Raw genomic sequence first — 25,669 nt, 5'->3', positions numbered from 1 at the left:
GCTCATTGCGCCGGAGTCTTCTGGTTGTTTTGTTGCTGCGCTTCCTGGCGCAGTTGCGCGCGACGTTGCTCGATGCGCTTGCGGATCGCGTCCATCTGCTGCTCGGGCGTCATCGGCGCTTCCTCGAGGGTCGAACCCGTTTGCTGCGGCGCTGCGTTCGCACTGGTGGCGGGCGGCGGCGGCGGAACGGGCGCGGGGGCCGTCGCATCGGCCACGGCCGCATCGGCGGCCGGGTTGTCCATCGTGATGTCGGGCGGTGCGGTCGTGGTCGGCGCGGCGCCGCCCTTGCCGTCGAAGGTCCGCAATTCCATGCGCTTCTCGCCCTGCGGGCCGATGAACGTGGCTGCGCGCGGCTCCAGCGAGACCAGTCGCCAGCCCTGCGCTTCGGCCGGCGCTTCGTCCTGCTTCATGCGGATCGGCTGGCCGCCGTTGGTGGGCGTGATGATCGCCATCTGCAGCTTCGGCGTGATCAGCACGCTGGTGAGCACGAATTCGAATTGCTGCGCTTCGGTGTTCTCGCCCTGCGGCTGCAGCGAGAACGGTTGCGGGCGGCGATCTTCGGAGAAGAGCGGACGCTGCGCGGTTTCGGCGTATTGCGCGATGGGGCCGATGCGCTCGGGCTGCGCCTTCGGCACGTCCGGCAAGGCGCGCGACAACGCCGGATCGTCGGGCAACTTGCCGATGCGCCCGCCCATGCCCACCAGTGCGAGCACCCATGCGAGCAATGCCCAACCGGCGACGGTCGCGAGCAGCCAGGTCCGCGGGCCGGCGTCACTGAGTCTCATCGAGACCTCCCGGCTGCGAGGCGGGGTCGTCTTCCGGCGGTGCTGCCTGCGTCGGCGCAGGCGCGGAGGTTTGCGCTGTCTTCCCGGCAGGACGCGGCGCGATGTAACCGTACAGGTCGAAGCTCACGTCCAGGCCGCCGCTCTGCGCCTTGCCCTGCCCCGGCATGTAGAAGTAACGCTGCGCGAGGATGTTGAGGTTTTCGATGAACACGCGCGGGCTGCCGCTCTCCAGCGCATGCAGCACGCTCGCCAGTTCGGCGGTGCCGCAGCGCAGGCGTACTTGCACGGTGACGCGCGGGAAGCGTTCGGCCGGGCGCTGTTCCGACAACGGCGAGCGATTGGTGATCGCGCAACTGCGGTTGCCGGGGCTTGCCTGCGCGACCGTGGCTTCGAGGCGTTGCACCAGGCCGGCCGTCGCGAGTTCGGGCGTGGCTTCGGGCAGGAAGCCGGGGCGGGCGCGCAAGGCTTCGCGGACCTCGACCAGGCGGCGTTCGACGGCGGGCGCCTGCGCCAGCTGCGTGCGCACGCGCAGTTCGCGCGACTGCAGGGCCGCGATGCGGTCTTCGGTGTCCATCATCGGCACCGTCCACCACGGATGCAGCAGCACGAAATACGCCAGGGCGAGCGCGGCCACGAGCAGGCCGAGCGCGAGCCAGCGATCGCGGTCAGTCGTTGCCGGGGCCACGGGGCGTGGTCTCCTGGCGGTTCTGCACGGTGGGCGGCACGACCGCGATGTCGGCCGTCAGCGTGAAACGGTCGCGGCCCGAACGCGGATCGGGTTGCAGCGCACCGGTGAGCGCGGGGGCACGCCACAAGGGCGAGCCTTCCAGGCGCTGCACGAGCGAGGAGGCTTCGCTGCTCAACCCGATGAGCGTGAGCTTGTCGTTTTCGATGGCGACCTTTTCCATGTAGGTCGTGTCGGGCAAGCGACGCGTGAGTTCGTCGATGACTTCGATGGTGCTCGGACGGCCGCGGCGCATCTGGTCGAGATACGCCTGCCCTTCGACCATGTCGACGAGTTCCTGGCGGCGTTGCGAGGCGGTGCGCGCCTTCGCGGTTTGCCCGGAAACCTGCGTTTCGAATGCATCGGCGGCGGCGCGGCGATTCTCGAGGATCTGCCACAACGCAAGGACGAGCGCGAGCAACGCGACGAGGCCGAATACCCAGTTCCAGCGCGCCAGCGGATCGGCGCGATGGCGGCGTTGCGCCGGCGGCAGGAGATTCACGCCGAGCGGCATGCCGCCGTTGTCGGACAGGTCGATGCCCGCGAGCGTCGATTGGATGCCGCCGAGCGCGGCCATGCGCGGCTGGATCGCGGTGAGGGGCACGGCGACGAGTTCGACGTCGAGCTGCCCGTCGCTCGCGCGGCGAGCGAGGATGCGCGCGTCGAACGCCGCGGTCTCCGCGGTGAACGGCGTCTGCCGATCGATTTCAAAGGACACCACGTCGCGCAACCGCTCGGCCGCGGCTGCGGGCAAGGTGAGACGACGGCGCAGGCCGGAAGCAGCGGGCATCACCAGCCAGCGCGGCAGGTCGGCGATCGCCGGGGCGAGCACGGCGGCGAGCGGATCGGCGTCGATGCCGAGGGCTTCGCCCGCGGGCAGGCGCCCGATGTCGCGAATCGCAGCGGCGTCGACGTCGCCGGTCTGCAGGCGCACCTGCAAGGCATCCTCGCCGGTGCCGGCATCCTGCGAGAGCAGGAGGCGATCGCGCCCGAGGCCGAGTGCCGCGCGCCAGCGCACCGGCAACCATGCGGCGAGCGCGCGCGACCACCACGACAGCCATCCGCCCGCGCCCGGTAGGACACGAGTCTGGATGCGGCCGATACGGTCGCGCAGTGCAGTCATCGCGGCGATGCTCCCTCCTCCCAGCGCAGCGGCGTGTACGCGGAGCCCGGCAGGCCGTTGCCCCCCGCACGCACCACGACCCGCAGCCTCGCTTCGCGTCCATCGCGAAGCCGTGCACGGCTGTCGATACTATACGTGCCGCTGCCGCTGCTCACTAAAGGCTCGCCACCTTCAAGGACCGGCGCGGGTTGCCCGGAAGACGGATCCCATGCGCGGCGGCGCGCGATCGTCGGTTCCGGGTCCAGGCCCATCGCCTGCAGGACCGGCGCAGAGGCGAACGCCGGGTCCGGACGCGTGCGGCCGCTGAAGACGGTCAGGTCGGGTGCGACCTTCGCGTACAGCGCGGGCGTCATGCCTAACACCTGTTCGAGCTCGGCGACGCTTTCGAAGGGCGCGTCCTTCGCGCCGTAGGGGCGTTCGGCCGATGCGTAATCGGGATCTTCGGCGCCGCCTTCGGGCTGCGTGAGCACGTCGGGGTCGCGCCAGTCCATGACCGCGGCCGCGATCTGGCGCGCGTCTTCCATCGACATCCCGCCCTGCTGCTGGAACAACGCGGCGAGCAACGCGAGGTCGGCCTGGTTGAGGTCGATCTTCCCGTTCTCGTCCGTGAGCGACACCTTGACGTCGGCGTCGGCGAACTTCCAATCGTAGTCGCGGCCGTCCGGACGCCACTGGCGGCGCGGGTCGGGTTCGACGACGCGCGTGAGCGCATATTCGAATCCCGCGCGCGCCACTTCGTCGGCGATCACGCCACGATGCAACACGCGCCCCTGCAAGCCTTCGATCTTCGCCGTCAGCGCGAATGCACCGACGAGCGCGGTGAGCAACGCGATCATCCACAGCACCAGCAGCAGCGCCACGCCGCGTTGCGTGCGCCGGGCGTTCACAGCGCCGACCCCACGTAACCGGCGGCGAGCGGCAGCGCCATCACCATCGGCGGCCACGCGCGACCGTCGGCGTCGCGCAGCGTGATCTGCACCTGCAACGGCAGGCGATCGCCCGCGGTCCACTGGTCCTGCCAATCGCCGAGCGTGTTGTCGGATTTCATCGCGCGATAGCGGAACGTCGCTTCGCGCAGCGGGCCGGCAAGCATTTCCGGTTCGCGCGGCGGTGTCTCCACTTTCGTTTCGCCTGCGAGCACGAGGGTAAAGGTGACTTCGAGGCGTTCCCCGCCTTCGCCGTCGACGAGCGCGAGTTCGTGCAGGTACGGCCCGCCCCGCCCGAGGTAATCGGGCAGGTCGGCGACGAAACGCATGTGCGTGGCGTCGCCTTCGAAGCGGCGCGGCATGCCCGTGTCCTGGTTCAGGCCGAATTGCACGGGGCGCGCGCCGCTGATGCGACGGCGAAGGAACAGTTCGACCGCGCGCATGTGTTCGTTGCGCTGCGCAATGTTTTCGCCGCGCGTGGCGGTGGCCGTCGCTGCGCGCAAGGACGCGAAGGCGAGTGCGAGGCCCGCGGCGAGCAACATCGTCGCAAGCAGCACTTCGATCAGCGAGAACCCGCGCTGTGCCCTCATCGCATGCCTCCCTGCAGCGTCGGCGCGACCAGCCGCAGCGACTGCACGCGCAGGCGATTGCGCGGCGTGCCGTCGCCCCATTGCATCTGCAGGTCGATCGCGAACATCTTCGCGGCGTTCGGATCCTGCGGCTGCGGGTTTTCAGAAACGATGCTCGGGTCGCGCCAGGGCTCGACGTCGAGCGTCCAGCGATAGCGGCCCTGTTCGAAATCGCCTTCCTTGTGGCCCTGCTCGAGCGGTTCGCCGACGCCTTGTTCGGCAAGCAGCGTCTGCGCGTGCATCGCCGCGCGTCCCGCGTCATCGGCCCAACGCACCTGCTTGGTCGCGCCGGACAGGATGCCGAGCAGGATCGTGAGCCCGAGCGCGAGCAGCGCGAAGGCGAGGATCACTTCGATCAGCGTGAAGCCCGCCGCGCGACGACGCAGGTTCATTGCTGCACCTCCCCACGACGCACTTTCACTTCGCCGGTGAGCCACGCGACGTCGATATTCCACGCCGCGTTCTTTTCGGTGAGTTGCACGCGCCCGCCCGTGGATGCGCCGTCGGAGAAGAACACGATGCCGCCGATGCCGCTGGCCGGTTTCACTTCGCGCGCACCGGTGAAGGTGATGCCGAACTTTTTGTCGACCGTGCCGCCGCGGTCGTTCGGGGCTGCCCACGTGTGCGCGGCCGGATCGATGATGAAGCGTTGCGACTCCCCGGTGGAAATCGCCAGCGCGCGCGTGTACCGCAGCTGCGCCGCGATCTCCTTGGCATCGGCACGCAGGCGGATGCCGGTGAAGCCGCCGGTGATCGCCGCGGCCGCGAGTGCACTGGCCACTGCGATCAGCAGCAGCACCATCAGCACTTCGAGCAGCGTGAAGCCGCGCGGTAACGCGACCGGGCGCATGGGGTTATTCGAACGCGATGTCGCCGTCGACACTCGTGCCGCCCGGCTTGCCGTCCTTGCCCAGGCTCATCAGGTCGAACGGCTTGCCCTCGCCCGGCGTCTTGTAGGCGAAGGGATGGTTCCAGGGGTCGTTGAGCTCGGCGGTCTTGGCGTAGGGGCCGAGCCAGCCGCTCGCATCGCTCTGCACGAGTGCGTTGAGCGTGGGCGGCAGCGTGCCGGTGTCCTGCTCGTACTGCTGCACTTTCTCGGCGATGGTCTGCACCTGCGCCTTCGCCAGGTTGACCTTGGCGCGATCGCTGCCGCCGAGGATGCGCGTGGCCGCGAAGGCGACGATGCCGCCGATGAGGACGACGACGATGATGATTTCGATCAGGCTGAAGCCCGATTGCGTTGCTCGGGCGGTCGGTGCCCTCAGGTTTCGGTTCATGGCGGTCATCCGATGGCGTTGGTGAGGTCGTAGATGGGCATCAGCACGGCCATGATCACGACGCCGACGACGGCGGTGAGCAGCAGCGTGATGACGGGGACCAGCGCGGCCAGCATGCGGTCCAGTGCTTGTCCCGTTTCGGCTTCGAACGTGTCGGCGGTCTTCAGCAGCATGGTGTCGAGCGCGCCGGATTCCTCGCCCACCTGGATCATCTGCAGGGCCAGTCGGGGAAAACGCTTGCCCTTGCCGAGCGCCGTCGACAGGCCGACGCCGCTCTTCACGTCGTTGGCGGCGGATTCGACATCCGCCTGCAGCATCAGGTTCCCCATCACGTTGCGCGCGATGCCCAGCGCGGTCAGCAGCGGGACACCATTGCGCAGCAGCGTGCCCAGCGTGCGCGCCAAACGTGCGGTTTCCAGCCGCGCGACCAGCGGCCCGACGATCTTCTTGCCGAGCAGCCATTCGTCGAAGCGGGCACGGAACGCCGGATCCCGCCGCTTGCGGTCGAACCACCAAAGCGCGAGCGTGGGCAGGACCACGATCACGATCCACCAATCGCGCACGAACAGGCCCAGTCCCAGCACCATCTTCGAGAACCACGGCAGTTCCGCATCGAGGCTGGCGTACATCGCCGAGAACTGCGGCACCACGTAGCCCAGCAGGAACAACAGCGCACCGCCGACGACGACCAGCAGGATCGCCGGATAGATCAATGCATTGACCACGCGCCCGCGCAACGCACGGCTGCGTTCGAGATATTCGCCCAGGCGTTGCAGCGTTTCGTGCAGCGTGCCGCCGGCCTCGCCCGCGCGCACCATGTTGACGTAGAGCCGGGAGAACGTGCCGTGCTGGCGCTCCAGTGCCGTCGACAACGCGCTGCCGCCGCGCACCGCATCGCGGATGTCGGCGATGGTGCGCTTGGCTGCTTCGTCCTCGGGGAGTTCGAGCAGGATCGTCAACGCGCGATCCAGCGGCTGCCCCGCGCCGAGCAGCGTCGCGAGCTGTTGCGTGAATTGCACCAACCGCTCGCCTGCGAAGGGCTTGGGCTTGAACAACGCGCGCCACGCCGACTCCCCACCGCCCTCGGACGCCAGGCGCGTCTCCACCGGCAGGTGCCCCTGTTCCTGCAAGCGCACCGCCACTTCGCCCGGCGTGCCGGCTTCCATCTGGCCGTCGAGCAGTTCGCCGCGGGAATTGAGCGCCTTGTAGCGGAATAGGGGCATGGTTTAAGCGTCTTCGGTGACGCGCAGGACTTCTTCGATGGTGGTGACGCCCGCGAGCGCCTTGACGATGCCGTCCTCGTACATCGTGCGCATGCCACCGGACTGGCGCGCGAGCTGTTCGAGCTCGCCCATGCCGGCGTGGCGCATGACGGCGCGACGCAGATCGTCGTTCATCACGAGGAACTCCATGATCGTCGTGCGCCCGAGGTAGCCGGAGGGCGAAAACTCCGAAGCACGCGGGCGATAAAGATGGATCTCGCCTTCGGGCTGGTATTTGCGAAGGCCGAACTTCTCGATTTCCTCGGGCGACGCACGATAGCGCTCCGCGCTTTCGGTATGCAGCCGGCGCACGAGGCGCTGGGCGAGGATGCCGTTGACCGTCGAGGTCAGCAGGTAGTCCTCGACGCCCATGTCCAGCAGTCGCGTGATGCCGCCGGCCGCATTGTTGGTGTGCAGCGTGGAAAGCACGAGGTGGCCGGTGAGCGCGGACTGGATCGCGATGCGCGCGGTTTCCAGGTCGCGCATTTCGCCGATCATGATGATGTCCGGGTCCTGTCGCACGATCGACCGCAGCGCGTTGGCGAAGTCCAGCCCGATCTGCGGCTTGGCCTGGATCTGGTTGATGCCTTCGATCTGGTATTCGACCGGATCCTCGACGGTGATGATCTTGACGTCGCTGGTGTTGAGCTTGCTCAGCGCGGTGTAGAGCGTCGTGGTCTTGCCCGAACCGGTCGGGCCCGTCACCAGCAGGATGCCGTGCGGTTGTTCCAGCACGTGGCGGAACTGGGGCAGGAATTCGTCGGTAAAGCCCAGGCGCTCGAAATCGAACACGACCGTTTCGCGATCGAGCAGGCGCATCACCACGCTCTCGCCATGCGAGGTCGGCATCGTGCTCACGCGCAGGTCGAGTTCCTTGCCCTGCACGCGCAGCATGATGCGGCCGTCCTGCGGCAGGCGGCGTTCGGCGATGTTGAGCTTCGCCATGATCTTGATGCGGCTGATGATCGCGGCGGTGAGGTTGGCCGGCGGGCTCTCGGATTCTTCGAGCACGCCGTCGACGCGATAACGCACCTTCAGGCGGTTTTCGAATGGTTCGATGTGGATGTCCGACGCGCGCAACTCGACCGCGCGCTGGATGATCAGGTTCACCAGGCGGATGACGGGCGCTTCGGAGGCGAGGTCGCGCAGATGCTCGACATCGTCCATGTCGCCGGTTTCGCCTTCCGCCGTCTCGATGATCGCGCCCATCGCGCTGCGGCCCTGGCCGTGCCAGCGTTCGATGAGGTCGTCGATCTCCGAACGCAGCGCGATGTTCGGGCGCACGTCGCGGCCGGTGGCCAGGCGCACGGCGTCGAGCGCGTACACGTCCTGCGGATCGGCGATCAGCACGTCGACCACGTTGTCGCGTTCGGCGACGGGCACGACGTGGAATTGCTTCATGAACTTCGTCGAGAGCACCACCGATTCGGGCGGGAGTTCGGGCGCATCCTTCACGCTGACCAGCGGCAGACCGAGGACGGCGGAGGCGGTTTCGGCGTGGTCGCGTTCGGACACCAAACCCAGGCGCGCGAGCAAGCCGAGCAGGCTGCCGCCGGTTTCTTCCTGCAGGCGGCGCGCGCGGGCGAGGTCGGCGTCCTTCAGGCGGCCGCGTTCGACGAGCGCGGCGACGATGCGGTCGTCGGCCGCGACCTCGATGCCGGCCGGTTGGGCCGTGGTGTCGACGATTGCGTTCATTCGTACTCGGTGCGCTGCGACGGTCGGGGTCTTCACATGAACCCGGGTCGCGACTGTAGCAGAGGGTCCGTGGCGGCCGATTCGACGGCCTTTTTCAGCTCGGTGAACGAAAACCGTGACCGGTTCCCCGAATTTGCGCCGTTGGCGCTGAACACAGGGGTCTACAGGGGATCGTCCGATGCACATGCACCTTGCCAAGGGCCGGGGATGGGGGCTGTTCGCGCTCGCACTCGTCGCTTCATCCATCACCGCACCGGCCTGGGCGGCCTGCAACGGCAATCCGAACGCCCGCATCGACCCCGGCACCCAGACCGTGCCCGAGCGCACCGGCGGCGTGCCCACGGTGGTCACGCTGAACGGCAGCGGGTCCTCCCCGGGCGCAGGCAACAACGACGTCGTGATCGCGTGGGAATTCCTGGGCAGCACCCCTGCCGGGTTGTCGGTCACGTTGAGCAACCCTGCCTCGCGAACGCCGACGTTCGTCGCGCCGAACGTCGGCGTCGGCGGCGCTGCCCTGCGCTTCCGGCTGACGGTCACGTGCAACGGCTCCGAGTCCCTCGAAACCGTCGTCAACGTCACCGACGTCCTCACCAATTCTCCGCCGACCGCGTCCGCCTTCATCTCGCCGGTCAATCCGACCGAAGGCCAGCTCGTCACGCTCGACGGGTCCGCCTCGTCCGACCCGGATGGCCAGGCGCTCACCTACACGTGGACGCAGATCTCCGGCACGCCGACGGTCACGCTGACCAACGCCAGCGGCAACGGTTCGATCAAGACCTTCATCGCGCCCAACGTGCCGACCACGCGCACGCTCGGCTTCCGCCTCACCGTCTCCGACGGCACGCTGTCCGGCATCGCCGATCGCACGGTCAACATCGTCTGGACGAACGATCCGCCACTGGCCGCACTCGTCTGCCCCGCCGGCGGCGTGCGCGTGGTGAACGAGGGCCAGTCGGTCACCTTCGACGCGAGCGGGTCGAGCGATCCGGACGGTGCGATCGCCAGCTATGCGTGGGCACAGAACGTCGGCCTGCCGAACCTCGGCATCGGTGCACTCACCACGCCTTCGATCACGTTCCTCGCGCCGCACCTGGGCCTCGGCGAACTCGGCGGCATGACCGTCACCGCCACGGTGACCGACAACAGCGGCGTCTCGGCTTCGCGCGCGTGCGGCCTGTTCATCAACGACGTGACCGCGCCCGTGATCGTGGTGCCGAGCGACAAGGTCGAACAAGCCACGTCGCCGGCCGGCGCCCAGGTGTTCTACACGGCGACGAGACAGGATGCAGTCGAAGACGCCCTGCCCGTGCCGATCGCGTGCACGCCCGCATCGGGCAGCACGTTCGCGCTGGATGCGAACACGACCGTCGCGTGCAATGCGGTCGACGGCGCGGGCAACGCATCCAACGCGAGCTTCAGGATCGCGGTGGTCGACACGATCGCCCCGACCCTCACCGTCCCCGGCGACACGATGATCGAAGCCACCGGGCCGACTGGTGCGATCGGCACGTTCGTCGCCACGACCTCCGACCGCGTCGACGGCGCCGGCAATGCTTCGTGCACGCCGCCGTCGGGCAGCGTCTTCCCGCTGGGCGACACGCTCGTGACCTGCTCGGCGAGCGACGCGCACCACAACGCCGCGGCCGACAAGACCTTTACCTTCAGCGTCGAAGACACGACCGCGCCGAGCGTCCTCGTGCCCGGCACGATCACGCGCGAAGCGACCTCGCCGCAAGGCGCCGATGCGACCTTCGCGGTGTCGGCGAGCGACGTCGTCGACGGTGCGCTGACGCCCGTCTGCACACTCGACGGCAACGTGGTCGTCTCCGGCGACGTCTTCCCGCTCGGCACGAACCACCTCACCTGCGCCGCGACCGATGCGCACCACAACGCCGGCAGCGCCGGATTCGACATCGTGGTGCGCGACACCACCCCGCCGGCACTCACGCTGCCCGATGACATCATCGACGAAGCGACGTCGGCCGCTGGCGCGCACGTGACGTTCACCGCGACGGCGAACGACATCGTCAGCGGCGCGGTCGCGGTCGCGTGCACGCCGGCGTCGGGTGCGCAGTTCGCGCTGGGCGATACGACGGTGCATTGCAGCGCCACCGACGGCGCGAGCAACACCGCGAGCGGGAACTTCAACGTGCGCGTGCGCGACACCACGCCGCCCGCACTCACGCTGCCCACGGCCTTCGACGCCGAAGCAACATCGCCGGCGGGTGCAGCGGTGACGTTCGCGGCCGCCGCGAGCGACCTGGTGAGCGGCGACGTGCCGGTGACGTGCACGCCGATCTCGGGCACGACGCTCGCGCTCGGTGCCCATACGGTGTCTTGCAGCGCGACGGACGACGCAGGCAACACGGGAAGCGGCAGCTTCGTCGCCACGGTGGTCGATACGACGCCACCGACAGTCATCGTTCCGGTCGACATCGTCAGTGAAGCGACGTCCGCCGCGGGCGCGTCGGTGACGTTCGCGACCAGCGCGAGCGACCTGGTCAGCGGCAGCGTGCCGACGACCTGCACGCCGGCGTCGGGAACGACGTTCGCCCTGGGCGCGAAGACCGTGTCGTGCAGTGCCACCGACGGCGCGGGCAACACGGGCACCGAAACCTTCCAGGTGTCCGTGGTCGACACGACGCCGCCGCAACTGACGGTCCCGTCGAACATCGTGACCGAAGCGACCGCACCCTCGGGCGCAACGGTGCACTTCACGCCGAGCGCCACCGACCTGGTCGACGCGAGCGTCGCCATCGTCTGCACGCCGGCGTCCGGCGGCACCTTCGGCCTGGGCATCACCACGGTGTCGTGCACCGCGACCGATGATGCCGGCAACAGCAGCGGCGGCTCGTTCAGCGTCACCGTGCGCGACACGACGGCACCGAACCTGCACCTGCCCGCCGACTTCACGCGCGAAGCGACTTCCGCCGCCGGTGCGGCTGCGACCTACACGGCGAATGCCGACGACATCGTCGATACGAGCGTCGCGGCCGCGTGTCTCCCGGTGTCGGGCAGCACGTTCGCGCTGGGCTGGAACACGGTGTCGTGCAGCGCCACCGACGATGCGGGCAACACCGCGACCGGTTCGTTCCGCATCCGCATCGTCGACACGACCGCGCCGACGATCGCCGCGCACGCCGACGTCGATGCCACCGCGCAGTCGCATTCGGCTGCGATGGTGACGTTCGTGAACCCGGCCGCGACCGACCTCGTCGATGGCAACGTTGCCACCACGTGCGTACTGCCCTCGGGTTCGACGTTCGCGGCAGGCGCCACCACCGTGACGTGCACCGCGACCGATGCGGCCGGCAACAGCCGCACGAGCACGTTCAAGGTCAACGTGCGCTACGCCTTCAACGGGTTCTTCCGACCGATCGACAACCTGCCGATCGTCAATGCGGTCAACGCCGGCCAGGCGATCCCGGTGAAGTTCTCGCTGGGCGGCGACCAGGGCCTGTCGATCTTCACGACGGGCTGGCCGAAGGTGGCGGTGATGAGCTGCCAGGCGAACACCGTGCAGGATCCCGTCGAAGAGACGGTGACCGCGGGCAACAGCAGCCTGTCGTATTCGGCGGACGGCCAATACAACTACGTCTGGAAAACCGACAAGGCCTGGGCGAATTCGTGCCGGCAGTTGCAGCTGAAGTTCGCCGATGGCAGCACGCAGGTGGCGAATTTCATCATCAAGAAATAGGGCGCCGCGCGCAGATGCAGGAGGGCCCGCTTGCGCGGGCCCTTTTCTTTACGCGACCCACTTCCGCGCATTGCGGAAGATCCGCATCCACGGGCCGTCGTCGGGCCAGTCGCGCGGCGCCCAGCTGTAATTCGCCGAGCGCAGCGTGCGCTCCGGATGCGGCATCAGGATGGTCACGCGGCCGTCGGTGGTCGTCAGGCCGGCGATGGCGTCGGGGGAACCGTTCGGGTTCGCCGGGTACAAGCTCGCCGGCTTGCCATCGCCATGCACGTAACGCAGCGCGATCAACGCGCGCTTCGCATCCGCGTCGTCCGCGAACGCCGCGCGGCCTTCGCCATGCGCCACCGCCACCGGGATGCGCGCACCGGCCATGTCGCGGAGGAACACCGATGGCGAGTCGAACACTTCCAGCAATGCCAGTCGCGCTTCGTACTGTTCGCTGCGATTGCGCAGGAAGCGCGGCCAGTGTTCTGCGCCGGGAATGATCGGCTTGAGTTGCGCGAGCATCTGGCAACCATTGCACACGCCGAGCGCGAAGCTGTCCGCACGCTCGAAGAAGCGTGCGAATTGCGCGCGCATCTCGGGACGTTCGAGCACCGAGGTCGCCCAGCCACGGCCCGCGCCGAGCACGTCGCCATAGCTGAATCCACCGCACGCGACGAAACCCTTGAAGTCCTCCAGCGTCGCGCGACCGGCGATGAGGTCGCTCATGTGCACGTCGACCGCGGCAAAGCCCGCGCGATCGAAACCATACGCCGTCTCGATCTGGCTGTTGACGCCCTGCTCGCGCAGGATCGCCACGCGCGGACGTGCGCCGGTATTGATGTAGGGCGCGGCGATGTCTTCGGCCGGATCGAAGCTCAGGCGCGGCTGCAAACCGGGCGCGTCGAAACGGCGCGCGGTCGATTGTTCTTCGTCCGCGCACTCGGGGTTGTCGCGCAGGCGCTGCATCGCGTGCGTCACCGACCACCACGCGTCGAACAGCGCGTCCCACCGCCACTCGGTGAGCACCGCGCCTTCGCGCAACACGCGGACCGCGGGCGCCGTCGTCGGGCGCGCGATGCGTTGCGCGCAATCGATCAGGCCATGGCGCGCGACCAGATCGGCGAACTCCGCGCGATCCTCCGCGCGAATCTGCACCAGCGCACCGAGCTCTTCGTTGAACAACGTGCGGAACGGATCCTCGCCCCAGTTGTCGAGCGAGATGTCGAGGCCCAGGTGCGAGGCGAACGCCATTTCGCACAGCGCGGCGAATGCGCCACCGTCGGAGCGATCGTGATACGCCTGCGCAAGGCCGGCTTGCCGCGCATCGCGGATCAATTCGAAGAACGCGCGCAGGCGCTGCGGATCGTCGAGGTCGGGCACCGGGCCTGCGAACGCGGGCAATGCAGCGGAGGCACCGACACCCGACGCCGGATGCGTCTGCGCGAGGATCGAACCCCCCAGGCGCTGCTTGCCGCCACCCAGGCCGATCAGCCACACCTCGGTGTCGGCTTCGCGCACGAGCAGCGGCGTGAGTTGCTGGCGCACGTCGTCGACGGGTGCGAACGCGGAAATGATCAGCGACACCGGCGACACCGACTTCTGCGCGACGCCGTCGGCCGTCCACTGCGCCTGCATCGACAGCGAGTCCTTGCCGACCGGGATGCTCAGGTCGAGATCGGGCGCGAGTTCCATGCCGACCGCGCGCACGGCGTCGAACAACTTCGCGTCCTCGCCTGCGTGGCCGGCGGCGGCCATCCAGTTCGCGGAAAGTTTGATGCGATCGAGCGAGGCGACGGGCGCGGCGCACAGGTTGGTGATCGCTTCACCCACCGCCATGCGTGCCGCGGCGGCGGCATCGAGCAACGCGAGCGGCGTGCGTTCGCCGACGGCCATCGCTTCGCCGCCGAAGCTCGCATAGTCGGCAAGCGTGATCGCGCAATCGGCGACCGGCATCTGCCACGGGCCGACCATCTGGTCGCGCGCGGTCAGGCCGCCCACGGTGCGATCGCCGATGGTGATGAGGAATTGCTTCGCCGCGACCGTCGGGTGCGCGAGCACGCGCAGGCCGGCCTCGTTGAGATCGAGCGCCGTGGTCGTCAGCTCCGGCCAGCGCGGCGCGGGCGGCGTCGTGGTGTTCCGGTGCATCTTCGGCGCCTTGCCGAACAGCACGTCCATCGGCAGGTCGATCGCGCGATCGTCGGGCAACGATTCCAGCGTGGCGCCGTGCGCGACGATCAATCGTTCTTCGGCCGTGGCGTGGCCGACGACGGCGAACGGGCAACGCTCGCGCAAACACAGCGCCGCGAATTCCGCGACGCGATCCGGCGCGATGCCGAGCACGTAACGTTCCTGCGATTCATTGCACCACAGTTGCATCGGCGAGAGCGTCGGATCGTCGGTGGGAATGCGATCCAGGTCGATCACGCCGCCGACGCCGGAGTCGTGCAGCAGCTCGGGGATCGCGTTCGACAGTCCACCCGCACCCACGTCGTGCACCGACTGGATCGGATTGTGTTCGCCGAGCGCGACGCAACGATCGAGCACTTCCTGCGCACGACGTTCCATCTCCGGGTTGTCGCGCTGCACGGAGGCGAAGTCGAGGTCTTCGGCGCTTTCGCCCGACGCCACCGAACTTGCGGCACCGCCGCCGAGGCCGATCAACATCGCCGGACCACCGAGCACGATCACCGCGTCGCCCGGCGAGAGCAGGCGCTTGGCGACCATGTCGCGATCCATCGTGCCCAGGCCGCCCGCGAGCATGATCGGCTTGTCGTAGGCGCGGACCAGGCCGTCGCCTTCGCCGAGTTCGAAGCTGCGGAAATAGCCGTTGAGGTTCGGTCGGCCGAATTCGTTGTTGAACGCGGCGGCGCCAAGCGGGCCGTCGATCATGATTTCCAGCGCGGGCGCCATGCGTGGGTTCAGCGCGCGCGTGGCTTCCCATGGTTGCGGCAGGGTCGGGATGCGCAGGTGCGACACGGAGAATCCGGCAAGGCCCGCCTTCGGGCGGCCGCCGCGGCCGGTGGCGCCTTCATCGCGGATTTCGCCGCCCGCGCCGGTGGACGCGCCGGGGAAGGGCGAGATCGCCGTCGGATGGTTGTGCGTTTCGACCTTGATGCAGAACGCGCCGGGCTGCGCGGGTTCGCTGCGGTATTCGTGCGTCTGCGGGTCCGGGCGGAAGCGGGCGACGTTGTCGGCGCCTTCCATGACCGCCGCATTGTCGCTGTACGCCGACAGCGTGTGCTTCGGCGTGCGCGCGTGCGTGTTCTTGATCATCTTGAACAGCGAGGCGGCCTGCCCGTTGATCGCCATCTCGCGCCCGTCGATGGTCCAGGTCGCGTTGAAGATCTTGTGGCGGCAATGCTCGGAGTTCGCCTGCGCGAACATCATCAGTTCGACGTCGTGCGGGTCGCGCGCCAGTTCGGTGTAACGATCGCGCAGATACTCGATTTCGTCCTGCGCCAGGGCCAGGCCCAGGCGCGCGTTGGCGGCATCGAGCGTGGAGACGGGCACGACTTCGAGCGCCGCCCGCTCGGGCGTTGCGAACATCGCCGCGCCGGCGTTGCGATCGGCGACGAGCGATTGCGTCATGGGATCGTGCAGCAGGCGCGCGAGCGCCGATTGCGTGGCGGCATCGTCGGGCCAACCGCTGACGTCCACGCGCAGGCCGCGTTCGACGCGCTTGATCGACACGTTTGCGCCGTGCAGGAGTTCGGTCGCCTTGCTCGCCCAGGGCGAGATCGTGCCCAGGCGCGGCAGCACGTAGCGCGAAACGGCGCCCTCGGCGCGCGGCGCCTGCGTGTCGCCGGCTTCGAGGATGCGGTGCAGGGCGTCGCGATCGACGCGCGCCTGCGCATCCGCGGGCTCGACCCAATACGTGAACCAGGCGCCGGTAATGCGCAGCGCGGGAGCCAGCGCCTTCAGGCGCGCTTCGAGCCGTTCGGTTCGGAACGGCGAAAGGGCCGGCAGGCCCTCGAGGACGATCATCTGGGACGGGACCGTGGGAACGGGCCCGGCATTCTAACCGGTCAGCGGCTCCCGGCCCCGCCCCGGCCGTCCGCCGGTTCGGTCGCGTTCGACCGCCCGACCGGCTTGCCGGCCGCGAGCTGGTCGAGTGCCGCGCGCAGCTTCTCCGGCGGGAGGTAGCCGCCGAGCGCCGTGCCGTCGGCCGCGACGATCATCGGCGTGCCCGTCAGCCCCGCGCGGCGGCCCAGGTCGTATTCCATCGTCACCGGGTTCTTGCAGTCGACCGCTTTCACCGGGCGGTCGTTCTTGGCATCGGTCAGCGCCCTGCGCCGGTCGGGCGAGCACCAGACCGAGACCATCTTCTTGAAGTCGTCGCTGCCCAGGCCCATGCGCGGGAAGGCGAGGTATTCCACCGCGATGCCCTGGCGGTTGATTTGGGCGATCTCGCTGTGGAACTTGCGGCAGAACCCGCATTCGACATCGGTGAAGACGCTCACCGTGTACTTGGGATTGGGCGGGGAAAAGACGATGCGGTCGGCCCGGGGGATCGTGGCCATCAGCTTGCGGCGCACGGCGTTGAGCGGGGCGTCGCCCACGTTGGTATCGGTGAGCGTGTCGAACACCTGCCCCTGCATGAAGTATTTGCCGTCGTCGCTCACGTACACGACCTGGCCGCCCACCACCAGCTGGCGGAAGCCCGGGAAGGGCGCCGCGCCGATCCATTCGATCGTCACCTGGTCGTTGATGCGGCGGATCGCGTCGCGCGCCCGCGCTTCGGGGGTGCCGGCGCGGATGAAGGGTTCGATGGCGTTCGGCGCCTTTTTCGACTGCGCGCCCGGCTTGGCGGCCACCGCCGGCGGGCCGTCCTGCGCACAGGCGGACAGGCTGAGGGCGACGCAGAGCAGGCCGGCAAAGAAACGCATCATCGAACAATCCAGGGGGGAGGCGGCCGGATCATGGCACGACCACGCTGAAGGTCGCGTACCACTGGTCACGGATCGGCCCACGCCGGGCGCATTCACCCGCGCGGATGGTGTTTGGCGTGCAGTTTCTGCAAATGTTCGCGCGCCACCAGCGTGTAGATCTGTGTCGTGGAGAGCGAGCTGTGGCCGAGCAGCAGCTGCAGCGCGCGCAGGTCCGCGCCGCGGTTGAGCAGGTGCGTGGCGAAGCTGTGGCGCAGCCCGTGGGGGCTGATGCGGCGCGGGTCGATGCCGGCCATCGCGGCATATTGCTTCACCAGCACCCAGAAGCGCTGTCGTGTCGGTGCTTCGCCGCTGTGTTCCAGGAACAGGGGCGCGAGCGAGCGTTTGCCGGCGATCTTCGGGCGCGATTCGGCCAGGTACTTCTGCAACCAGTGCTGCGCCTCCTCCCCCAGCGGCACCATGCGTTCCTTGCTGCCCTTGCCCATCACGCGCAACACGCCCTGGCGCAGGTTGAGCCCGGTCGCAGGCAGGTTGCACAGCTCGCTCACGCGCAGGCCGCAGGCGTACATCAATTCGAACATCGCGCGATCGCGCAGGCCCATCGGGTCGTCGATGCCGGGGGCGGCGAGCAACGCGTCGATATCGGTTTCGGACAAGGCCTTGGGCAACGAACGCGGGAGGCGCGGCGGATCGATCAATGCCGTCGGATCGTCCTCGCGCACCTGGCGTCGCACGCAATGGTTGTAGAACGCGCGCAAGGTGGACAACAGACGCGAATTGCTGCGCGGCGAATAGCCTGCATGCGTGCGCTCGGCGAAATAATCGAACAACGCCGCGCGATCGGCGCCCGCGAGCCCGCCCCCCTGCCCTTCGCGCCAGCGCGCGTAGCCTTCGAGGTCGCGGCGATAGCTCTCCAGCGTCGCCTGCGCCACGCCCGACTCGGCCCACAAGGCGTCGAGGAAGTCGGCGATCGCGCGCTCGTCCGCCTCGGGAACGGGCCCGCGGTGCATGGCGAGCGTGCGGCGTTCGGAGGGCGAGGAGGGCATGGTTCGCAGCTTATCCGAGGGGAGCAATCATTGGCGCGCCGCCCGAACGTTGTGAGTTCCAAATTTTTTTCCCAAAAAAAAAATGAACCACCCACGTTCGGGCGGCGCGCCAATGATGGTGGAGCGCTCTTGATTCCGGCCCCCGGTATCCTTGCGAAATGGAATCCACCACGCACACCCCGGCAGAGAAACCCAAAGCGCTCGTCTTCTGGCGCCTGTTCGCACTCCTGTACGACGCCTTCCCGGTCATCGCGCTGTGGTTCCTCGCGTCCCTGGGTTTCACCCTCGCCTACACGTACCTGGGTCACCACGACACGCACCAGAACATCGCGCCATACAGCCCGTTGCAGTTGCTGCTCTGGCTCGTGTGCTGGTCGATTGCCGGCCTCTACGCCGTGCTCAGCTGGCAACGCGGCGGACAGACCCTCGGCATGCGCCCGTGGCGATTGCGCGTGGTCGCGGCCGATGGCGGCAAACCCACTGCGCGCGCACTGTGGGTGCGTTACGCGGTGGGTTCGGTGTCCCTGCTCGCTGCGGGTTTCGGCTTCTGGTGGGCTTGGATCGACCGCGACCGCCTCACCTGGCACGACCGCGCGAGCGGCACGCGCATGCGGCGCGAGACGAAAAACTGACTAACCGCTGCGCCGGCGGAACAACACCATCGACACGCCGAACATCACCGCCAGCGGCAGGAACATCGCCACGCGCACGTCGAAGTGGAAGGCCTGCGCGAGGTTGCCGAACAGCGTCTGCAGCATCCAGAATCCGAGCGCGAACACGATCCCGATGAACAAACGCTTGCCCATGCCGCCGCTGCGCAGCGAACCGAATGCGAACGGCACCGCCGCCAGGCACAGGGCCAGCACGTTGATCGGGTAGAACCAGCGGCCCCAGTAGATTTCCTCGAACTCGCCGGCATCCAGCTTGTTGCGCTTGAAATAGTCGATGCTCTGCGCGAGCTCGCGCGAAGGCAGATAGCGCGGACGCGTGACACTCGCGGCCAGCGCCGCATCGTCGAGCTGCGTCTTCCAGCGTTCCAGCGGAATGGTTTTCTGCTCCACCGAACGCGCGCCGAACTTGGTGCGCGTGACGTTGCGCAGGATCCAGCCGCTCGCGCGATGCTCGGCGATGGCGGCCTGCGAGATGGACGCCAGGCGACCCTCGTCGTCGAACTCGTACAGGTTGACGTTGTTCAGTTCGAGCCATTGGTCGCCCTTCGCGCTGCGCTGCTGGCCCGTGAGCGCGTTGAAGAACACGTCGCCCTCGCGTGCCCACACGCCGGCATATTGGGCGAGGATCGCGTTGTTCGAACGCGCCTGCGCCTTCATCTGGTCGGCCTTGCGCTGGCTCCAGGGCGTGAGCGTTTCGCCGTTCACCACCATCAGCAGCGTGAGCACGGCCAGGGCGAGCGCGACGGCGCCGCTCAGCCGACGACGCGACAGGCCCAGCGCGCGCAGCGCAGTGAGTTCCGAACTCGCGGCGAGTTGCCCGAGGCCCATCAACGTGCCGACGACCGCTGCGGTCGGGAACAAGGTATACGCGCGGCGCGGCGCGGTATAGGCGACATAGGTCAGCGCTTCGATGAAGCCGTACTGGCCCTGGCCGATGTCCTTGACCTCGCCGAGCAGCAACGCCTGCACGAGGTCCAGCCCGGTCACGATCGCCCAGGTGAGCAGCACCGAACTCAGGACGACGCGGCCGATGTAGACATCGTGCACCTTCGGGAACGGCTTCATGCACCGCTCCCCGTGCGCGGACGACGCATGCGGCCATCGCGGAAATACAACCACGTCGCGAACGCGAGCAGCGGCAGGAGCAGCCACCACAGGCCGAGCGCCGCGGGCACCCGCCCTGCTTCGATCCACTGCTGGCCGAGCACGACGCTGAACATGCCGACGAGGTAACCCAGGAAGGCGATCATGATGCTGCCGTAACGCGCCTGGCGCGGGGCGCTGCGCGCGAGCGGCACGGCGATCAGCGCGAAGGCGAGCGTGAGCAGCGGCGGCGCGATGCGCCAGTGCAACTGCGCGGCGGCGCCGGGGCGCGGGTCGGTCATCAGCTCGGTGGTCGGTGCGAGTTCGGGGTCGTCCTTCGCGCGCCTGGCTTCGGTGTCGGGCAGGCGCAGTTCGTTGCTGGCATAGCGCATCAGGCGATAGTCGCGCCCGATGCCCGAAGGCCCTTCCACGCGGAAGCCGTCGTCGAGCTTGAGGTAACGCGTGCCGTCGGCATCGACGGTGAGCTTGCCGGTCATCGAGGTGCTGACGTCGATCCGGTCGCCCGAGATCCGGTGCACGAACATGCGCGAGAACCGGGTCCCGTCCGGCGACATGCCCCCGACGTAGATGACGCCGCCATTGTTGGGCAGCGCGATGAAGCGCCCCGGCTCCATGCCGGTGAGCACGAGGTTGCGGTTGGCGTCCCAGATCATCCGCTCGCCCAGGCGCAGCGCCGCCGGGCCGAGCCACAGCGAACACAGGCCCACGATCACCACCGCGGGGCCGACGACCAGCGCGAAGGGCTTGAGAAGCCGTTTCGGGCCGACGCCGACCGAAGCCAGCACCGGCATTTCCGAATCCCGGTACAGCCGGCCCATCGCCAGCAGGATGCCCAGCATCAGCGACAGGGGCAGCAGGATCGGCAGGAAGGTGAGGATGCGCAGGCCCAACTGCGAGAGCATCAGGCCGGCGGGAACGCGCCCGCGGGCGATTTCGCTGAGCAGGTCCGCGAAGACGCCCCCCATGCTGATCAGGCCGAGGACCACGAACGCCGCCAGGACAGACTGGGCCAATTCGCGCGAGAGATAGCGGTCCAGCTTCGGCATCGGGCCTCGTTGCTCTAGAATTCCGCCTTCGTTCGCCGGATGACCGGCCGCGCGGCATGAAACGCCGGGCGATTGTACGGAAACCGACGCGACCCCGAAGTCGCGGGCGACCTCCTCACCCCCGGAATGTTGCGATGTCCCTCGAATTCACCCTCAATTCCGCGGCCGTTGCCAGCGTCGCGACCGATTGCGTCGTCGTCGGCGCGTTTGCCGACGGCAGCCTGTCCCCCGCCGCACAGGCGATCGATACCGCCAGCGACGGCCGCATCGGCGCCCTCATCGCCCGCGGCGACGCCAGCGGCAAGACCGGCCGCACTGCACTGATGCACGACCTGCCCGGCATCGCCGCGCCGCGCGTGCTCGTGGTCGGCCTCGGCGAGCGCGACAAGTTCGGCACCGCGCAATACCTCAAGGCCGTCGGCGACGCAGCGCGCGCGCTGCGCACCGGCCCGGTCGCTTCGGCGCTGTTCACGCTGGCCGAGGTGCCCGTGAAGGAACGCGACAGCGCCTGGAACATCCGACAGGCCATCGTCGCCGCCTCGCACGCCTGTTATCGCTACACCGCCACGCTCGGCGCGAAGAGCAAGAAGCGCGAAGAGACCGGCCTGAAGTCGATGGCGATTGCCGGCGACGACGCGCAGGCGCTCGCGCAGGGCAAGGCGATCGCCGCGGGCGTCGCGTTCTCGCGCGAACTCGGCAACCTGCCGCCGAACATCTGCAATCCCGCGTATCTGGCGCAGCAGGCGCAGGAATTCACCGGCCGCTTCCCGCAGGCCGAGTGCGACGTGCTCGACCGCGACGCGATGGACGCCCTCGGCATGGGCTCGCTGCTGGCGGTGGCCCGCGGTTCGGCCAACGCGCCGCGCATGGTGATCATGAAGTGGAACAACGGCGGCAGCGCGAAGCCGTACGTGCTCGTCGGCAAGGGCATCACCTTCGATACCGGCGGCATCAACCTGAAGGTCCAGGGCGGCGTCGAGGAAATGAAGTACGACATGTGCGGCGCCGCGACGGTGATGGGCACCTTCGTCGCCGCGGTCGGCATGCAGTTGCCGATCAACCTGGTCGTCATCGTGCCGGCGGTGGAAAACATGCCCGACGGCGACAGCTATCGCCCGTCGGACGTCATCACCTCGATGTCCGGCAAGACCATCGAAGTCGGCAACACCGACGCCGAAGGCCGCCTGATCCTGTGCGACGCGCTCACCTACGCGCAGCGCTTCGAACCTGCCGCACTGGTCGACGTCGCGACGCTCACCGGCGCGTGCGTCGTGGCGCTTGGCAAGTTCGCCAGCGGCCTGATGAGCAAGCACGACGATCTGTCGAACGAATTGCTCGCCGCCGGCGAAACCACCTTCGACCGCGCATGGCGCCTGCCGCTGTGGGACGAATACCAGTCGCTGCTCGAGTCGAGCTTCGCCGACGTCTACAACATCGGCGGCCGCTGGGCCGGCGCGATCACGGCGGGTTGCTTCCTGGCGCGTTTCGCCGAGGGCCAGCGCTGGGCGCACCTGGACATCGCGGGCGTAGCCAACGACGAAGGCAAGCGCGGCATGGCGACCGGGCGTCCGGTCGGCCTGCTCTCGCAGTGGTTGCTGGACCGCGCGGCCTGACGTGCCGCGCGCCGACTTCTACCTGATCGCGAAGCCGCGGTTCCGCGACGAGCCGCTGCGACTGGTCTGCGAACTTGCGCGCAAGGCGCACGATGCGGGGATCTGGACGCTGATCCTCGCGCGCGATGCGCAGCAGGCCGAAACGCTCGACGACCTGTTGTGGGACATGGGCGACGATGCCTACATCCCGCACCAGATCGCAGGCCAGGACGACGACGAGGAGGAAGCCGCGGTGTTGATCGCGCCGCCCGACGTCGATGCAGGCCTGCGCCCGATCGTGATCAACCTGCGCGACGGCGCCGTGGAGGGCGCAGTCGAACGCGTCCTGGAAGTGGTGCCCGCCGACGAAAGCGCGCGCGGCCCGTTGCGCGAGCGCTGGAAGCAGTACGCCGCGCGCGGCTTCGATGTAACCAAGCACGACATGTGACCCGATGAGCGACACCCTCGCCCCCAGCTACGATCCTTCCTCCTTCGAATCCCGCCTCTACCAGGCATGGGAAAGCGCCGGCACGTTCAAGCCGCGCGGTGAAGGCGAACCCTATGTGGTCTTGTTGCCGCCGCCGAACGTCACCGGCACGTTGCACATGGGCCACGCGTTCCAGCACACGCTGCAGGACGCGCTGGTGCGTTATCACCGCATGCGCGGCTTCGACACGCTGTGGCAGATGGGCACCGACCACGCGGGCATCGCAACGGAAATGGTGGTCGCGCGCAACCTCGCGCGCGATGGCCTCACGCGCGACGGCCTCGGCCGCGCGGGTTTCATCGACAAGGTCTGGGAGTGGCGCGAGCAGAGCGGCCACACGATCGAACGCCAGATGCGCCGCCTCGGCACGTCGGGCGACTGGTCGCGCAGCGTGTTCACGATGGACCCGATGAACGCACAGGCGGTGGTCGAGTCTTTCGTGCGCCTGCATGAAGCAGGTTTGATCTATCGCGGCCAGCGCCTGGTCAACTGGGATCCGGTGCTGAAGACCGCGATCTCCGACCTGGAAGTCGTCAACGAAGAAGAAGACGGTTTTCTCTGGTCGATCACCTATCCGCTCAGCGATGGCAGTGGCGTGCTCACCGTTGCGACGACGCGCCCGGAAACGATGCTCGGCGATACCGCAGTGATGGTGCATCCGGACGACGAGCGCTACGCGCCGCTGATCGGCAAGACGGTGAAGTTGCCGCTCACGAATCGCGAAATTCCGATCATCGCGGACGCCTACGTCGATCGCGAATTCGGCACGGGCGTGGTGAAGGTCACGCCTGCGCATGACTTCAACGACTATCTTGTCGGCCAGCGTCATTCGCTTCCGCTGATCAACATCTTCACGCCCGATGCGGTGACGAACGACAACGTCCCCGAAAAGTACCGCGACCTGGATCGTTACATCGCGCGCAAGCAAGTGCTCGCCGATCTCGAAGCGCTGGGCCTGCTCGTCGAAACCAAGCCGCACAAGCTGCAAGTGCCGCGTGGCGATCGCACGGGCCAGGTGATCGAGCCCTACCTCACGGACCAGTGGTTCGTGAAGATGGACGGGCTCGCCAAGCGCGGTCTCGAATTGTGCGAGAGCGGCGACGTCAGGTTCGTCCCGCCGAACTGGATCAACACCTATCGCCACTGGATGGAGAACATCCAGGACTGGTGCATCAGCCGCCAGCTCTGGTGGGGCCATCGCATCCCGGCGTGGTACGACGCGAACGGGAAGATCCATGTCGGCCGCACCGAGGAAGAAGTGCGCGCGAAGAACGCGCTCGGGGCAGACGTCGCGCTGACGCAGGACAACGACGTGCTGGAGACGTGGTTCTCCTCGCAGTTGTGGCCGATCAGCACGATGGGCTGGCCGGACCAGGCGAAGATGGACGAACTCGGGTTCGACCGGTACGTGCCGTCCTCCGTGCTCGTCACCGGTTTCGACATCATCTTCTTCTGGGTGGCGCGCATGATCATGGCGACCGACCACCTCACCGGGCGCGTGCCCTTCCGCGACGTCTACATCACGGGTCTGGTCCGCGACAAGGACGGCCAGAAGATGTCGAAGTCGAAGGGCAACATCCTCGACCCGCTCGACATCATCGACGGCATCGCGCTCGACGCGCTCATCGCCAAGCGCACGACCGGGCTGATGCAGCCGAAGATGGCCGAGAAGATCGAGAAGGCCACGCGCAAGGAATTCCCCGACGGCATCGCCGCGCATGGCGCCGACCCGTTGCGCTTCACGATGTGCGCCCTCGCCGGCCCCGGCCGCGACATCAAGTTCGACCTCGGCCGCGCCGAGGGCTACAAGAATTTCTGCAACAAGTTGTGGAACGCCACGCGCTTCGTGCTGATGAACAGTCAAGGCTACGAGTTCAGGGGCAAGCCATCGCCTGCCACCGACGCCGAGCGCTGGATCCTCGCGCGCCTGGAAAACGCGACGACGCAGGCGGCGGCGCATTTCGCCGCCTATCGCTTCGACCTGCTCGCGCAGGCCTTGTACGAGTTCGCCTGGAACGAGTTCTGCGACTGGTTCGTCGAACTCGCCAAGCCCGCGCTCAACGGCAGCGACGTGCAGGCCGCCGACAGCACGCGCCACACCTTGTTGCACGTGCTCGAATCGCTGCTGCGCCTGTTGCATCCGCTGGTGCCGTTCGTGACCGAGGAACTGTGGCAATCGGTCGCGCCCCGCCTGTCGATCGATGCAGCGACGATTTCGCTGCAGCCCTACCCGCAGGCCGGCGACAACGGCGGCGATTTCGCCGCGGCCGAAGCGGATGTCGAATGGCTCAAGGCGATGGTCAGCGCATTGCGCCGCATCCGCAGCGAGCTCGGCGTGTCGCCGACCAAGCAGATCGCATTGCTCGTGCAAGGGGGCGGCGAAGTGGAATGCAAGCGCCTGAGCCGCTTCGATTCGCAACTGCGTTTCCTCAACCGCATCCAGACCATCGACGTGTTGCAGGGCGAACCCCCGGCCGCCGCCGCGGGCCTGGTCGGCGAGATGCGCCTGTTCGTTCCGCTGGAAGGACTCGTCGATCTCTCGGCCGAACGCACGCGACTGGACAAGGAACTCAAGCGTGTCGAATCCGAGTTGGTGAAGTCGACCAACAAGCTCGCCAGCGAAACCTTCGTGCAAAACGCGCCGGCCGCCGTCGTCGAACAGGAGCGCCAGCGCCTGAACGACTGGACCGCGCAGCGCGACGCACTGGCCGCGCAACGGGCGCGACTGGGTTGA

Annotated in this window: 20 protein-coding genes; 5 read left to right on the top strand and 15 right to left on the bottom strand. The window is 68.0% G+C overall.

Annotated elements, in window-relative coordinates:
• Window positions 1-2: 2 nt before the first annotated feature.
• Genes ACXJJ8_RS07810 through gspE form a run of 10 tightly spaced genes read right to left on the bottom strand, consistent with a single transcriptional unit; the run spans window position 3 to window position 8,421 of the window.
• Window positions 3-785: a type II secretion system protein, XpsN-like gene (locus tag ACXJJ8_RS07810; protein WP_499028514.1), complete on the bottom strand. Its 783-nt coding sequence runs from the start codon at window positions 783-785 to the stop codon at window positions 3-5.
• Window positions 772-1,470 (bottom strand): type II secretion system protein GspM, encoded by a 699-nt coding sequence (gene gspM / locus ACXJJ8_RS07805; protein ID WP_499028512.1) that lies wholly within the window; start codon window positions 1,468-1,470, stop codon window positions 772-774. The genes ACXJJ8_RS07810 and gspM overlap by 14 nt, the downstream gene beginning before the upstream one ends.
• Window positions 1,451-2,632, bottom strand: a complete 1,182-nt coding sequence (locus ACXJJ8_RS07800) for a PilN domain-containing protein (protein WP_499028508.1) — start codon at window positions 2,630-2,632, stop codon at window positions 1,451-1,453. The genes gspM and ACXJJ8_RS07800 overlap by 20 nt, the downstream gene beginning before the upstream one ends.
• On the bottom strand, window positions 2,629-3,468 hold the full coding sequence (locus ACXJJ8_RS07795; RefSeq protein ID WP_499028631.1) for a type II secretion system minor pseudopilin: 840 nt from the start codon (window positions 3,466-3,468) through the stop codon (window positions 2,629-2,631). Before ACXJJ8_RS07795 ends, ACXJJ8_RS07800 begins: the two co-directional genes overlap by 4 nt.
• A 47-nt stretch (window positions 3,469-3,515) precedes the next feature.
• Window positions 3,516-4,148 carry a prepilin-type N-terminal cleavage/methylation domain-containing protein gene (locus ACXJJ8_RS07790; RefSeq protein ID WP_499028504.1) on the bottom strand — a complete coding sequence of 211 codons (633 nt, stop codon included), beginning with the start codon at window positions 4,146-4,148 and terminating at the stop codon, window positions 3,516-3,518.
• Window positions 4,145-4,579 (bottom strand): type II secretion system protein XpsI, encoded by a 435-nt coding sequence (gene xpsI / locus ACXJJ8_RS07785; protein WP_499028502.1) that lies wholly within the window; start codon window positions 4,577-4,579, stop codon window positions 4,145-4,147. The genes ACXJJ8_RS07790 and xpsI overlap by 4 nt, the downstream gene beginning before the upstream one ends.
• Window positions 4,576-5,037: a type II secretion system protein XpsH gene (gene xpsH, locus ACXJJ8_RS07780; RefSeq protein ID WP_499028500.1), complete on the bottom strand. Its 462-nt coding sequence runs from the start codon at window positions 5,035-5,037 to the stop codon at window positions 4,576-4,578. Before xpsH ends, xpsI begins: the two co-directional genes overlap by 4 nt.
• Window positions 5,038-5,041: 4 nt before the next feature.
• The gene (gene gspG / locus ACXJJ8_RS07775; RefSeq protein WP_499028495.1) at window positions 5,042-5,473 is read right to left on the bottom strand and encodes a type II secretion system major pseudopilin GspG; all 432 of its coding nucleotides are present in this window, start codon (window positions 5,471-5,473) and stop codon (window positions 5,042-5,044) included.
• A complete protein-coding gene (gene xpsF / locus ACXJJ8_RS07770) occupies window positions 5,470-6,687 on the bottom strand; it encodes a type II secretion system protein XpsF (RefSeq protein ID WP_499028491.1) in 1,218 nt (405 codons plus the stop codon). Before xpsF ends, gspG begins: the two co-directional genes overlap by 4 nt.
• Before the next feature lie 3 nt (window positions 6,688-6,690).
• On the bottom strand, window positions 6,691-8,421 hold the full coding sequence (gspE, locus tag ACXJJ8_RS07765; RefSeq protein WP_499028487.1) for a type II secretion system ATPase GspE: 1,731 nt from the start codon (window positions 8,419-8,421) through the stop codon (window positions 6,691-6,693).
• Between the two features lie 178 nt (window positions 8,422-8,599).
• Between gspE and ACXJJ8_RS07760 the strand changes: the two genes are divergently transcribed.
• Window positions 8,600-12,118 carry an HYR domain-containing protein gene (locus tag ACXJJ8_RS07760; protein WP_499028484.1) on the top strand — a complete coding sequence of 1,173 codons (3,519 nt, stop codon included), beginning with the start codon at window positions 8,600-8,602 and terminating at the stop codon, window positions 12,116-12,118.
• Window positions 12,119-12,166: 48 nt separating this feature from the next.
• Here the strand turns inward: ACXJJ8_RS07760 and purL are convergent, their stop codons facing one another.
• The 3 genes from purL to xerD all read right to left on the bottom strand — a co-directional run bounded on the left by purL (window position 12,167) and on the right by xerD (window position 18,035).
• Complete coding sequence (gene purL, locus ACXJJ8_RS07755; protein ID WP_499028482.1) at window positions 12,167-16,087, bottom strand: phosphoribosylformylglycinamidine synthase; 3,921 nt, start codon at window positions 16,085-16,087, stop codon at window positions 12,167-12,169.
• 41 nt (window positions 16,088-16,128) lie between these two features.
• The gene (locus tag ACXJJ8_RS07750; protein ID WP_499028480.1) at window positions 16,129-16,992 is read right to left on the bottom strand and encodes a DsbC family protein; all 864 of its coding nucleotides are present in this window, start codon (window positions 16,990-16,992) and stop codon (window positions 16,129-16,131) included.
• A 92-nt stretch (window positions 16,993-17,084) separates the two neighbouring features.
• Window positions 17,085-18,035, bottom strand: a complete 951-nt coding sequence (gene xerD / locus ACXJJ8_RS07745) for a site-specific tyrosine recombinase XerD (protein WP_499028478.1) — start codon at window positions 18,033-18,035, stop codon at window positions 17,085-17,087.
• 158 nt (window positions 18,036-18,193) lie between these two features.
• Here xerD and ACXJJ8_RS07740 point away from each other — a divergent pair, with 158 nt between their 5' ends.
• Complete coding sequence (locus ACXJJ8_RS07740; RefSeq protein WP_499028475.1) at window positions 18,194-18,667, top strand: RDD family protein; 474 nt, start codon at window positions 18,194-18,196, stop codon at window positions 18,665-18,667.
• Here ACXJJ8_RS07740 and lptG read toward each other — a convergent pair whose 3' ends face one another.
• A complete protein-coding gene (gene lptG / locus ACXJJ8_RS07735; RefSeq protein WP_499028473.1) occupies window positions 18,668-19,771 on the bottom strand; it encodes an LPS export ABC transporter permease LptG in 1,104 nt (367 codons plus the stop codon).
• Window positions 19,768-20,856, bottom strand: a complete 1,089-nt coding sequence (gene lptF / locus ACXJJ8_RS07730) for an LPS export ABC transporter permease LptF (protein ID WP_499028470.1) — start codon at window positions 20,854-20,856, stop codon at window positions 19,768-19,770. Before lptF ends, lptG begins: the two co-directional genes overlap by 4 nt.
• A gap of 134 nt (window positions 20,857-20,990) precedes the next feature.
• Between lptF and ACXJJ8_RS07725 the strand changes: the two genes are divergently transcribed.
• Genes ACXJJ8_RS07725 through ACXJJ8_RS07715 form a run of 3 tightly spaced genes read left to right on the top strand, consistent with a single transcriptional unit; the run spans window position 20,991 to window position 25,669 of the window.
• Window positions 20,991-22,469: a leucyl aminopeptidase gene (locus ACXJJ8_RS07725; protein ID WP_499028467.1), complete on the top strand. Its 1,479-nt coding sequence runs from the start codon at window positions 20,991-20,993 to the stop codon at window positions 22,467-22,469.
• Between the two features lies 1 nt (window position 22,470).
• Window positions 22,471-22,896 (top strand): DNA polymerase III subunit chi, encoded by a 426-nt coding sequence (locus ACXJJ8_RS07720; RefSeq protein WP_499028465.1) that lies wholly within the window; start codon window positions 22,471-22,473, stop codon window positions 22,894-22,896.
• A gap of 4 nt (window positions 22,897-22,900) precedes the next feature.
• Window positions 22,901-25,669 (top strand): valine--tRNA ligase, encoded by a 2,769-nt coding sequence (locus tag ACXJJ8_RS07715; protein WP_499028463.1) that lies wholly within the window; start codon window positions 22,901-22,903, stop codon window positions 25,667-25,669.

The organism is Lysobacter sp. P5_C4 (assembly GCF_054049695.1).
The sequence above is the reverse complement of the archived record's forward strand: the minus strand, read 5'-3'. Positions and strand labels throughout refer to the sequence as shown.